This window comes from Paraburkholderia caffeinilytica, assembly GCF_051027425.1.
In the GTDB taxonomy this organism is placed as follows: domain Bacteria; phylum Pseudomonadota; class Gammaproteobacteria; order Burkholderiales; family Burkholderiaceae; genus Paraburkholderia; species Paraburkholderia caffeinilytica_A.
The window spans coordinates 821,076-834,275 of the sequence record NZ_CP186553.1; the positions used below are offsets into that span (position 1 = coordinate 821,076).

The following is a 13,200-nucleotide window of genomic DNA, read 5'->3' on the forward strand; positions in this document are numbered from 1 at the left end:
GGCACCGACTGGCGGCTTGATGGAACGTAAGCCTCGCCGATCTGCGCGGTACGTAGGGAAGCGAACGTCGGAGAAGGGCGGCAGGAGCGGGACCAAAAACACAAAAACGGAAATTTCGAGGGCTTCAAGTATGAAACGGACTATCTGGACAATCTTGACGACAGTTTTACTGACAGGCCTGTCGGGATGCATGGTTGCACCTGGAATGCGCATGTCGGGCAGCGCGACATTGCCTATTTCGGATGCGAGCAAGGGCAATGTGCCTTTGGAGCTGAATGTGCCGATTCAGGAAATCAATCTTTCGTTACTCCAGCAACATCGCAACGATCCTGCACAAATGGAGAGCCAGGATATTGCGGCTCTGCGCGGTAACAAATCCGGACCTTACCTGATCGGTCCGGGCGACGTCCTTCAGATTACCGTATGGGACCATCCTGAACTGGTCGCCGCCGAATCCGGTTCCGCGCAAAACGGCTCGACCCAGCGGCCCGCTGATCCGCCCGCGGGTTTTATCGTGAATAGCAACGGAGACGTTCAGTTCCCCTACGTGGGTCAACTGAAGGTGGCGGGAAAGACAGTAGACCAGGTGCAAAAGGACCTCGTCACTTCGCTGACCTATTTCAAGAGTCCGCAGGTCACCGTTCGGCTTGCTTCATTCCGCAGCAAGCAGGTGTACATCGAGGGTGAAGTGCGCACCCCGGGTGTCCAGCCGATCAACGACGTGCCGATGACGCTCTACGAAGCGATCAATCGCGCCGGCGGTCTTCAGGCCAGCGCAGATCAAAGCCGGCTGGTATTGATCCGTGATGGGAAGTCCTACTCGATCGATATGACCGCGATGCTGGACCAGAAAATCAGTGGTTCGCAGATCGTACTGAAAGACGGCGACGTCTTACGCGTGACATCCCGTGATCAAAACGGTGTCTACGTGATGGGTGAAGTGAACAAGCCGATCTTTGCCACGCCGTTGCGCGACGGAAGTCTGACGCTGAGCGACGCCTTGTCGCAAGCGGGAAGTCTGAACAACAACAGCGCGGATGCACATCAGGTTTTCGTGATTCGCGCTTCCACCCCGCAGACGCCGGAGATCTACCACCTGGACGCCGAATCTCCGATTGCGATGGTGCTCGCCAACCAGTTTCAGTTGAGACCCAAGGATGTGGTTTATATCGACGGCAACGGTCTCGTACGCCTCAATCGCGTGCTTAGTTTGCTGTTGCCCGCCATTAACGCAGGTCTGACCGGGGCGGTTGTTGCGAAATGAACAATTTATTCAATCCCGATCAGGCTCGCGGTACCTCGCTCGGTTTTCCCGGCCGTCAATCGTATGACGACGCCCCGTCGCAAGCCGAACCCTCGCTCTCCGAATACATTTCGGTTCTGGTCCAGAACTGGAAGTCGATCGTGTTTGTCGCGGCGCTCGTCTTTGCGCTCGGCTTGGCCTACGCTTTACTGGCTACGCCGGTGTATCGCGCCGACGCGATGATCCAGGTAGAAGACCCGGCGGCGAGCTCCAAAGACCCGTTAGGCGAACTCGCCTCGTTGTTCAACACCACGGCGACGGCTGCTGCCGAAATCGAACTGGTCAAGTCACGTCTCGTCGTTCAGAAGACGGTGCGGGAACAGCATCTGGATATCTCCGCGACGCCGAACTATTTCCCCGTCCTGGGGAAATTCATCTCGCGTTACACCAAAGCGGGCACGCTTGCGACACCATGGTTTGGACTGAGCCGCTTCGCTTGGGGAGGTGAGCATATCGACATCAGCCGTTTCGATCTGCCGTATGACACGACCTATACGCTGATTGCCGGCGCCGATCACTCGTTCGAATTGCTGGACAAGGACGACGACGTGGTAGCGCGCGGATCGGCAGGGAAACCGTCTGTCGCAACGGTGGAAGGCGTGCAGGCAACGGTATTGGTCGATCGGCTGGTTGCGAACCCGGGCACCCGATTTTCCGTCAAACGCGCCAGGCTTCTGGATACGATTTCGAAGCTTCAGGATGATCTTGTCGTTGAAGAAAAGTCCAAGCAATCCGGTGTCATTAGCGTGACGCTGGATGGGGACGACAGCGATAAGGTAACGCGCATAGTCAATGGAATCGGCACGAACTACGTCGAACAGAATGTCACCCGGAAAAGAGACGAAGCTCAGGCGACGCTGGACTTTCTGGCAAAGCAGCTTCCTGCTCTCAAGGCGAAGCTTGAGACGTCCGAGAGCGTGTATAACGCATTTCGAAATCGCAAGGGAACTGTCGACCTGAGCGAAGAAAGCAAGCTGTTGCTCGGCCAGCTTGTAGATCTGAAATCGAAACAGATGGATCTCGAGCAGAAGCGCAATGAGCTGCAGCAGCGCTTTTCCGACGACCACCCTGCGGTCGTCGCGCTTAGCGGGAATATTGCGGCACTCGCGGCCGAACAGAAGAACCTTTCCGGCCGCGTCGAGAGCCTGCCGAACACCGAACAGGAAGCACTGAGGTTGCTCCGTGATGTTCGGGTGAATACCGCGCTTTACACGAATTTGCTCGATAGCTCCCAACAGTTGAGCGTGATCGAGGCCGGTCAGGTCGGTAACGTCCGGGTGGTGGATTGGGCAATGCACCCGGATCGACCGGTTAAGCCGAAAAAGCTGATCGTCGCCGGCATCTCTCTGATTTTCGGCATTGTGCTGGGTGTGGCGATCCCGTTCATTCGCCGATCATTGCAAGTGCGTATCGAACATTCGGAGCAGATTGAACAGATTCTCGGCACACCGGTTTTCTCGATCATCCCGCATAGCAGTCGGCAAGGGACGATTGAGCGGCAGTTGCGTAAAGGGCGCGCGGGAACGTTGTTGCTCGCCGGCACGGCTCAGGACGACATTGCAATCGAAGCAATTCGCAGCTTGCAAACGGCGCTGTATTTCGGTGCGTTCGACGCGGTCAACAATATCATTCTGATTACCGGTTCGCGTCCCGGCGTCGGCAAATCATTCCTGGCGGCCAATTTGGCCGCGGTTCTCGCAGCCGGCGGCAAGCGGATTCTGCTCATCGATGCAGACATGCGGCGCGGGAATACGCACACATACTTTGGTATCGGAGTCGTACCGGGGTTGTCCGAATCGCTCTCAAACGACGGCTATGAGGCACTGATTCATCACGATGTTCTGCCGGGTCTCGATTTCCTCTCGAGAGGATCGATCATGCCGAATCCCGCAGAACTGCTGATGAGCGGGCGGCTTAAATCACTACTGGACGAATTCTCGTCGAAGTACGACGCGGTGATTGTCGATACGCCGCCGGTGCTTGCCGTAACGGATGCGGCCGTCATCGCGCGTCACGCCGGTACGACATTACTGGCGGTACGCCACGGTCAGCAAACATCGAGTGAGATCGCGGAAACTGCTCGCCGGATGCGCAATGCCGATGTCCTCGTGCGCGGCGTCGTGCTCACCGACGTTCCCCAGAGCCGGCTGGGTTACGGCAGTTACAACGCAGGCTATTACGCCTATGAAAGCCGCTAACGCGATCGACGATATCCGGCGCCGCAGCCGCGACGGGGCGATTCTCATGTCGCCGCGGTGGGTCGACCTATATCTGCTTACAGGCCTGTTTCTTCTTTCATTGGAGTTCGTGCAGATCGGAGGTGCCCGGATCAATCAACTGTGGGCAGTTGTCGTGCTGACTTTTTTCGTGATCAAGAAGTCGGTACGCCTGCAGGGGCGTGAGGTTCTGGCGTTTGGTTTATTCATCGGCGTGGCATTGCTGCTCACAGGCTTTAGTGGTTACGAGCGTATTAAGCCGCTGGAGCAGATCATCAAGTTTGTGGTGATCTATCCGACTTTCTATCTGCTTGGCCGTTCGTTCGGTCGCCATTACTTGAGTCACCGATTGCCTTTTGGGTACTTGGCATTGTTTGGATTTTTACTTTATCAGCTCGCTGTTCAAAAACTCAACGTGCCGGTGATCTACCAGACGGTCGATTTTATGCAGGACTCGTTGCACGGCTCGTTCAAGGAACATAACTGGCTTGCGACCTTCTTTTTCTGCGCAAGCTTCGTGGTGTTCTTGCAGTCGGATAAAAAAACATCCGACATCGCCAGGTTTCTTGCACTGGGCGCTGCGGTCGCGCTGCTTAGCGAATCGAAAACAGTTCTGATTCCTTGCGGCATCGTGTTGATGACGCAGACTAGGGGACGGATTTATCTGAAGATCATCGCAGTAACGGCGGGCAGTGCACTCTACTACTACAAGTTCAGCCAGCAGCTATCGGGCGACATGCTGAGCGTCAAGCTGGAACAGGAACGAGGACTGGCTTTAATCGTAAGTCTCGGTCTGGTTGCGAAAGACTGGCTCGGCCACGGATTCGGATTCGTTGAGAGTTACTTTTCCACGTCGGCAATCAGCGTTATCGGGCTCGGAGCGGGCACTAACTCTATTTTCTGTTCGCCACTCGATCTCATGTTGATTGCAGGCGTGCCGGGCGTGGTGTTCTGGCTGATGTTCTTTTGCGGATTGGGACTGGGATGGAGAACCATGCTGTGTTTGTCGCCGCTTGCGGCGTGGTCGTTCATCAACCCCATGCACCAGAGCGAAATGGTTTATCTGTTCTGCGGCTATCTGGTGTCGTGGGGACGTGGAACTATGCCTGCCGTAGCCGCCCGGAAACGTTCGCGGACCGTTCGCGCGCCGATGCATGTTGAGCATCGTTATCAATTCAACCGGAGAGCAACGTGAAGTTTTCACTGATCATGTGCACTCTCGGACGAAGCGTGGAAGTTGAGCGATTATTCGAATCGCTTGCTTCGCAAACGCATGAAAATTTCGAGCTCATTGTCGTCGATCAGAACGATGACGATCGAGTGAAGGTAATAGTTGAGCGCTTTAGCCACCGGATTGAAATTGTCTACTTGCGGTCAGAAAAGGGATTGTCGCGCGCGCGCAATGTCGGACTGCGTGCAGTCCGCGGCGAAGTCGTTGCATTCCCCGATGACGATTGCTGGTACGCGCCGGACGTACTGTCTTTCGTGGCGGGACGACTAGGCCAAGAACCTTCCCTTACGGGACTCACAGGCTGCAGCGTGGATGGAACGGGCAGACTGTCGCAAGGTCGGTGGTCCGCGAGTTGTCATCTCATCAATCGCTACAACGTCTGGACCAGCGCGACTTCGTACACGATTTTCCTGCGGGCCGCTGCCGTGGGCGCCGCGGTTAAGTTCGATGAACAATTGGGGGTTGGTTCGGGTTCGCGTTGGGGCGCCGGTGAAGAAGTCAATTTTCTCCTGGCTGCACTGCGAACTGGCGCAACGATCTGCTATGACCCGGCACTCCGCATATCTCATCCCGAGCCATTACAAAAATTCGACGATAAGGCATTTGCGCGTGGACGTCTCTATAACCGCGGCTTTGGTCGAGTACTGGGACTTAACGACTACCCATGGCATTTCGTCCTCTACCTGCTGGCGCGACCAATGCTTGGTTGCTTGCTGTCCTTACTGAAAGGCGACCTTGCCCGCTCCCGTTATTACTGGATTGCGACTAGCCAACGCATGCTCGGCTGGTCCGATAGGGAGTGAACATGTCTTATCTGAACGCGGAGCGAACGTCGACAAACGGATACTCGGTTTACGCCGATCTTCGCTGGCCGGTACAGACTGGCATCGGCAATGTCATGACTGCGTGTATTCAGCGTGCGCCGCAGAACGCGAGGGTGGAGACGTTGGGTGTGGCCGGGAGTATCGGCAGCCCGTTCTCGCCGATGCGGATCTCCGCGGCTCTTGCAAGAAAAGATCAGGGGGGCGTGTTTTGGAGCCCTGGGTTTGTGCCGCCGGCATGGGGAAACCGTCCTTCGATCGTCACCGTGCACGATCTGACGCATTTGCACTTCTATTCCAGATTGCATCGTGCTTATTACGATTTGCTGTTCCGCAATATGTATCGGCGCTGCACCGCAATTATCTGCTGCTCCGACTATACCCGCAGTGAGCTCCTTGCGTGGTCGGGCATTGAACCGAAGCGCGTACACATGGTGTGGAATGGCGTGGACCCGATCTATGCGCGAAATGAAGAAGTGCTGGGAATCGATTACCCGTACGTGCTGTATCCGGGCAACCGGCGTAGCTATAAAAATCTGGATCGGTTACTGACCGCCTACGCTCAATCGGTATTGCCACGCCAAGGGGTTTGCCTGCTGCTTACCGGAAGTCCCGACGCCAACCTTGAAGCGTTGGCACAGAAACTGGGTGTCGGCAGTCTTGTGCGGTTTTCCGGCTACGTCGCTGACGATCAGATGCCCAAGTTGTATCGCGGCGCGCTGTTCGTTGCATTCGTATCGCTTTACGAAGGATTCGGATTACCTATCGTGGAAGCGATGGCTTCCCGCGTTCCGGTGTTGACGTCTAACACCTCAGCCATGCCCGAGGTCGCGGGAAAAGCAGCGCTTATCGTCGACCCGTTGAGTGTGAGTGAAATTCGGCACGGAATGGACCGCCTTGCCGAATCGTCCACATTCAGACGGGAATTGATCGAGGCGGGCATCGAGCGGGCAACTCTTTTCAGTTGGGACCAGACCGCCGCCGAACATTGGCGGCTTGTTGAGGACGTCTGTGAAGCAGCTTGAAGACTGCAGATAAAAAGCGGGTTGGGTTATAAAAATTCCGGGGGGAATATGAATCATCGAGATGCGCTGAACGTCGTTATAGTCAATTTCCGCACGCCGGATCTGACGATCAATTGCGTCAATTCCGTTCTCGCGTTGGAGGTCGCGCTGCCGGAGGATGTCGTGGTTGTAGATAACGCATCGCCTGACAACTCCTACCAGCGTCTTCGCTTAGGCTTGCCTGCCGGCGTGCGTCTCATTCGGGCATCGATGAACCGTGGTTTTGGCGCCGGTGTGAATCTGGGCATGGTGGCTGGAACCCGAGAGAACGTGCTGGTACTGAATCCCGATACCTATTTTGTCGACGGCAGTCTTGAGAAGGCACTGGAAACGCTCAAGACGGATCCGGAAATCGGACTTGTCGGTCTCGATCTGACCAATCCGGATGGTTCGCGTCAATACTCGGCGAGACGTTTTTATAGCCTGCTCGACATTGTCGGGCGGCGTACGTCGTTAGGCCGGTCGAACCTGCTGCGCAAGCGTTTGACGCAGCATCTGATGATGGATTCGTGGACACCAGGTCTTCCGTTCGACGCCGAGTGGGTAATGGGAACCGGCTTTGTCGTGCGGCGGTATATCTTCGAAGAACTGAGCGGCATGGACGAGGCCTACTTCCTGTATATGGAGGATGTCGATCTGTGCGCGCGTATCTGGCACGCAGGCTACCGCGTGGTATGTGTGCCGGGTGCCCGGCTTGTCCATGAACATCAGCGGCAATCGTCAGGAAGTTTGATCAATAGAGCAAGCCGCTATCACATCAAAAGTCTGCTTCGATTCCGTAACAAGTTTCGCGTCCCGTTGACCTTGCCGCCCGGCGTCAACGGTATCGCCAAGTGAAGATAATCGGCGTAGTTCGAGGTTGCCCCAAGGGCTACGGCGAGCACATCGAAGCCGGTCTGCGGCAAGCGGCGATCATGCTGATCGGCGCCTTGCTCGTTGCGTTTTCGTTCGACGTTCGAGCAGCGTTGCAGCCTTTGCTGGTGAACGGCAATTTTTCAGCAGGCCGTTCTGGTTGGTGGGGCGAAAGTTTTGACATCGTGCCGACTGAAAGCGGTTCGGCGTTGAAGATATCCGATGGTTTCGCCGTGCGGGATCGGATCACGATTGAGGGTGGGAAGCGATACCGCGTTCAATTGTCTATACGCGTTGTCAACGCGCCGGCAGACTCCGCTTTCGTCCAGATCAGTTTCCGCGGCGGTGATGTCGATAAGCGTTGGCGCGGCAATGATCGTGTCGTGCAGAAGTGGGGGCCCGAAGCTGCTCTCCTCGTCGCGCGAGGCCGAGAAGATGTGTTGACCACCTATAGCGCGGTTTTTTCGGCGCCGCCGCAAGCGAATCAGTTACTCATCTATCTGCGAAAGAAACCGGGCACATCTGGTGTAGTGGAATTCAGCAACGTCAGCATAAAGCTGACGGAAGAACCGGAAACAGGTGCGGAAGATCTTCAAAGTTCGCAATTGCGCGCCACGCTATTGACGCAAGCATTGCCGGAAGCAACACGAGAAGAACGGCTGACTGCGGTAGTCAAATCGGCGGGGACACCTATCAAGCAACTGGTGCTTGCAGACCACGGCGTTACCCGATATCACGTGCACGTTGGTGCGTCCGCCGATGCCATGACGCTGCATGCTGCGAGCGAGCTGACCGATTATCTGAATCGTATCAGTGGTGCGAACTTCACTCCGCTTTCGTCGGATGACGCACCGCTGCCGGGTCCGCTGATCATTGTCGGTAATGGAAATCGCCTCGCGCCGGAGCTATGCCCGGATGCGAAATTGAACACCCTCGGTGAGGATGGGTTCGTATTCTGCACACGGGGTCCTGATCTGGTGATCGAGGGTTCGACTTCGCGCGGGACGATGTATGGGGTCAACTGGCTTCTTGATCGCGTTCTGGGCGTCAGATGGTTGGCGCCGGATGCGACTTACATCCCCACACGTGCGCTATTGACCATCGCCGCGCTGAATGAGCGTCATGTACCCAGATTTGCGTATCGCGAGATTTTAAGCAGCGAGGGACAGGACCGGGCATATCGTGCTCACAATCTGCTGAACGGTGAATCGCACGGCCCTTCGTTCTTTGCGTCGCCGGCGATTCTCGACAGTTGGGATCACAGTTGGCTGGCAAAGGACGGTGACGCGTCATTCTGGGATCTGCTGCCGAGGGCGCTCTATGGGAAGACGCATCCAGAGTGGTACGCGGGCGGGCAGATTGCCATGATGAATCCGGACGTGCGCCGCATTCTTGCAGAGAACATCATCGCGCGCTTACGTCGCTTGCCGGACTACACCAAGGTCCGGTTCGGCATTCATGAGATGGATTGGGGCTGGGACATGGACCCGGCGAGTCGCGCATTCGCCGAAAAACACGGCGGAAATCCCTCTGCGCCGCAACTCGATATGGTTATGGATGTCGCCGCTCAGGTCCGGCAGGTCATGCCAGGCGCGAGATTCACATTCAATGCCTATCACTGGGGTTTTGCGCCGCCCGCTGGAATGACGGTGCCGGACTATGTTCTCGTGTATCCCATGACCATCCAGGTGGACTACAGCACGCCGTTGAATGCCGGCCGCAATGACGCGTTGGGCAAAGCGCTGGTCGGCTGGAATGCTATCGCCTTGCATATTTTTGTTTGGGATCACATCACCAATTTCGGCGGTTTTATTCAGCCTACGCCGAACATTTATCCCATTGGCGAAAGTATTAAGTGGCTTGCCTCTCTAAATCACGTATCGGGCTATTTCGCGGAGGGGAGTTGGAATACGCCCGGCGCCGAATTCGCGAGCCTGCGGGTCTGGATGATGGCGCGACTGTTGTGGGACCCCGATCAGGATGTCCATGCGCTGGTAGCGGAGTATTGCTCGAAATATTTCGGCGCTGCTTCTCCAGATGTCCTCGCCTATATCGATCTGATGCATGCGGCGGTCGCCAGAAGCGGAGATATGGTGGGCGAGCAAACACCCGTCGGCATGAAGATGTTTTCGCGCGACTTCGTCGCTTCTGCGGACAAACTTCTGGCGCGCGCCGAGCGTGAAGTGTCGCAGGACGACGTGCTTGCGGCGCGAGTACGGCAGGCGCGTATGCCGCTCGACTATGTGATTCTTGTGCGCCGAAATGAATACAGTACACCGGCCGGCGATGGCGTATGGCAGATTGATTACGCCAACCGCTTGCAACGATTCAACGCTTCCATCAAAGCAGCGCATGTGACGATGTTTCGCCAGGGAGGCAGGATCGCTGCGCTAAACGAACTGCTCGCTATCGAGCGACACGAGCCCAGTCCGCCCAGCGCGACAGCCAACCTGGCGCCCGCGGACTGGCGAGACTTTCAGGATCTGAATCTCAACGTCTACGGAGACGCGCATATCGTCGCCGATTCCGCCGCCAGCGATGGCGCGGCAGTCCAGATGAAAGGCTCTTCGTCCATTTGGGCAGTGCAATTCAAATTCGACAAATTGCCGCGCACGGGTTCGTGGGATCTGTATGCCACATTGCGTGTCCGCTCCAGCAGTAACGCGCAACATCGCGGCGATGTGCTGGTGGGATCGTTTCCGCCGATGGACCGTTTTACCCGTGTTTCGTCGGAAACACTCAGCGGCGACCAGTATCAGGTCATCCAGGTGCCAGGAGGACCTTTTTCCTACGGCACGAATCATGAGCAAGGCGCCTATGTGCAAGCCGACCGGCTCGCTGCGGATGATCAAGTCCTGGTTGATCGATTCTTTGTGATGCGTCACGGCTCGAATTCGAAATAACTTGAATTGTGCCGTGTGTCGCGATGCGTAACGGGGCGTTACGTAATGCGATTGTGCGGCGAAGCGCCGAGCGCACTGCAAGTGATGCGAAAAGATTCGTGAAGTGCAATTTAGCAAGGATTAGGTGTGGGAAAGATGCAGATCTTCTGAATCTCGTGTTCGTTTCATATCGGCGTGCTTCTTGCTTTTGAGGTGCGCTGCACAAGAATGTTATCGCACGCGTTGAGGTTGGGCGCGGCATGCGTGAGAACAAGGCAGGCTTCACCGGATGTCGTGCGGTGAGCAAAAAAATGTGGACGGAATGAATGAGCAGCGTCGGGGAATCGGGCCGTATCTGACGACTCATATCTGCAGCTCGGATGCATTCAGCACCTGAAATTCAATTAACAACAATGCGCTTTAGAAGCGCTTCGATCCATGCTCAAAAGACCGCACGCACAACCGGCATCATTGGCTCCTAAAGCGGTGGCCCTGTGCGCTATGCTCGCCTTCTCGCTTGCTGCTCGTGCGGTGGAGCCCGCGTTGAATTCGCTCGGGCAGAGTGGCGGCCTCGTCATTCCCTATGGCTTTGTGTTGCCGCAGGGAATGGCCGAAGCTCAATACAACAACTATCTTGATCCGCGTTACGGACGCCAGGCCACCGGTGCCCAGATGTATTGGGGGGCGGTGGGACTTCTGCCATATGTCGAACTGGCTGGCGGTCTCGCGAACTACCCTGGCAATGTTCACGCGCCTTTCTCAGGCGCCGACCACTTCATCTTTCGTCACCTGATGGCGGATATCAAAGTTGAAGTGCCGAAATTCTTCAAATATCAGCCGAGTATCGCGTTCGGTCTGACGGATGTAGGCGGGCAGACGCACTTCTTTCGCTCGAAATACGGTGTCGTTTCTCAAGCACTCGGACCACTTACGCTAACGGCCGGTTACGGCCAGGGCGATCGCCTGGATGGCTTGTTCGGCGGTGTCCAACTATCGCTATGGAATACCGGTTTATCGCTTCTCGCTGAAGACGATTCGAAAACGCCTTATGCCGGGGTGCGTTACCAGTCGCCTCGAATCAGCTGGCTGGCTGATTCGAATGTCATCGGCACATTTGTGCGTGCCGTCCGCTCGACGAATGGCGTATCTCCGCGCACCTCGTTTTCCGTGGGCATTCAGATACCTTTGGGCAGGCGCTTTAGTGAACAACGCTGCGACACGGGTTTGTGCGAAGGCCCGCAAACACAAGCTGTTGCACCGGAGACATCCGGAGCAAACAGTGATGAGCCGATCCGGTTGGCCAGCTTGGCCCCGATCGATAGCCGGACTGCGAATGGCAACGCTAATCCTCTCGCAGGTGCGCCAGTCGCCTATGTGCCTCCGTTGCGATCCTATGCGTCGGTCATGCTGAGCGAGGTGTCGCCTGCTGTGCCGGATAGACGCTCGCCAGTGCTTTCCGAGGCGCTCGACACCTCCGTGCTCGATGCGATCGCGACGCAGCTTTTCGCTGCGGGACTTGAGCGGGTCCGTGTCGGCTATAGCGGCAACGATCTCGTTGTCGAATACGAGAACCATCGCTACAACCAGAATGAAGCTGACGCACTCGGCATTGTGCTTGGCGTTGCGAGCGCGAACGCGCCACAAGGTATCGACAAGATTCGAGCCGTTATCAAGAAAGCGAATGAGCCGCTTGGCGAAGTGAGCGTCGATCGTCAGGCATTTGCGCAATTCGTGGCTGGCGGTTCACCGTCGGCGGCGAGCGCTTCCATGACGATGCGAACCCGTCCGACCTACGACGCCGATTCGATCGCGTGGCATGGCAATGAGCATAGTCATGGGCTCACGCGAATCCAGATCCAGCCGGTCGTCAGTTATCTCTACGGCACAGAATACGGTAACTTCGACGTCTCGCTGGGCGCCAATATCCAGGGCTTTGTGCCGCTGTGGCGCGGAGCGGAGTTCTATGCGAGCTATATTGCGCCGCTCTATAACACCAAAAACATGGACGACGGCCGCGTGTTCAGCAACTATCGCCTGCGCGGCGGTCTGAACGCTGTCGCGCTTGCACAAAGTTTCTGGATCGTGCCGCAGTTACTCAACGTCGCCTCGATTGGGAAGTTCGATTATTCGTACGTCGGCGTGCAAAACGAAACGACGATGTTTGTCCCGGGCCGCCCCGATTTGATCCGCTTGCGTCTTGCTTATCTGCACCACGAACCGGGTCACGATGAGTTACCGAGCGAGAAGAATGCGGAACTGACTTACCGCTGGGTCCAGCCGGCCTGGAATCTGTGGATCGAAGCCGGTGTGGCCCGCTTCGTGGGCGGGGACAAAGGTCCCGTCGCGACCCTGACACGTTGGTTCGACGACGTGTCTGTCAGTGTGCATGGTGAGCATAGCGGCCAAGGCACCTTCGTTGGCGCGGCGATCAGCTTCCCGCTGACGCTACGGCAGGGCATGAAGCCGGGTGTCAGTCAGGTCGACGGCACAGGTTCGTTCGGACTCGATTTCCGCACGCGCGTGAGCTCGACTAATTACCTGTCTGCTTCCGCTGCGGAGAACATGAGTTTTCCGTACAGCACGCAACAGTACTTGCTCAATCAGGGCCGCTTCAGCGGCGAGTACTTCTCTACACAGCTGTACCGGATGCGTGATGCGTATCTCCGCTACGCGAGACCGGATAGCGACGTGCCGAAAGCAATGCCGCGCACGAGCGCGCCTGCCATATCGACGGGTGCGGTCTTTGGGCAAGGTACTTGTGGATTCACATTGCAGGGTGTAAGCGACGGACGGGCAAGCATGCCTGTCAATTGTGATTGACTTCCTTTTGG

The 13,200-nt window shown here is 56.6% G+C and carries 8 protein-coding genes; all 8 read left to right on the top strand.

The window, feature by feature from the left end; genetic code table 11:
- Positions 1–19: 19 nt before the first annotated feature.
- Entirely contained in the window at positions 20–1,264 is a 1,245-nt protein-coding gene (locus ACOSV0_RS24265) for a polysaccharide biosynthesis/export family protein (RefSeq protein ID WP_434114427.1), read from the top strand.
- Complete coding sequence (locus ACOSV0_RS24270) at positions 1,261–3,501, top strand: polysaccharide biosynthesis tyrosine autokinase (protein ID WP_434114429.1); 2,241 nt, start codon at positions 1,261–1,263, stop codon at positions 3,499–3,501. Before ACOSV0_RS24265 ends, ACOSV0_RS24270 begins: the two co-directional genes overlap by 4 nt.
- Entirely contained in the window at positions 3,488–4,714 is a 1,227-nt protein-coding gene (locus ACOSV0_RS24275; protein WP_434114431.1) for a hypothetical protein, read from the top strand. Before ACOSV0_RS24270 ends, ACOSV0_RS24275 begins: the two co-directional genes overlap by 14 nt.
- Entirely contained in the window at positions 4,711–5,553 is an 843-nt protein-coding gene (locus tag ACOSV0_RS24280; RefSeq protein WP_434114433.1) for a glycosyltransferase family 2 protein, read from the top strand. The genes ACOSV0_RS24275 and ACOSV0_RS24280 overlap by 4 nt, the downstream gene beginning before the upstream one ends.
- Positions 5,554–5,555: 2 nt before the next feature.
- On the top strand, positions 5,556–6,596 hold the full coding sequence (locus tag ACOSV0_RS24285; protein WP_434114434.1) for a glycosyltransferase family 4 protein: 1,041 nt from the start codon (positions 5,556–5,558) through the stop codon (positions 6,594–6,596).
- A gap of 48 nt (positions 6,597–6,644) precedes the next feature.
- The gene (locus tag ACOSV0_RS24290) at positions 6,645–7,472 is read left to right on the top strand and encodes a glycosyltransferase family 2 protein (protein ID WP_434114436.1); all 828 of its coding nucleotides are present in this window, start codon (positions 6,645–6,647) and stop codon (positions 7,470–7,472) included.
- Positions 7,469–10,390 (top strand): DUF4838 domain-containing protein, encoded by a 2,922-nt coding sequence (locus tag ACOSV0_RS24295; RefSeq protein ID WP_434114438.1) that lies wholly within the window; start codon positions 7,469–7,471, stop codon positions 10,388–10,390. The genes ACOSV0_RS24290 and ACOSV0_RS24295 overlap by 4 nt, the downstream gene beginning before the upstream one ends.
- A gap of 480 nt (positions 10,391–10,870) precedes the next feature.
- Positions 10,871–13,189: a YjbH domain-containing protein gene (locus ACOSV0_RS24300; protein WP_434114439.1), complete on the top strand. Its 2,319-nt coding sequence runs from the start codon at positions 10,871–10,873 to the stop codon at positions 13,187–13,189.
- Positions 13,190–13,200 lie beyond the last annotated feature (11 nt).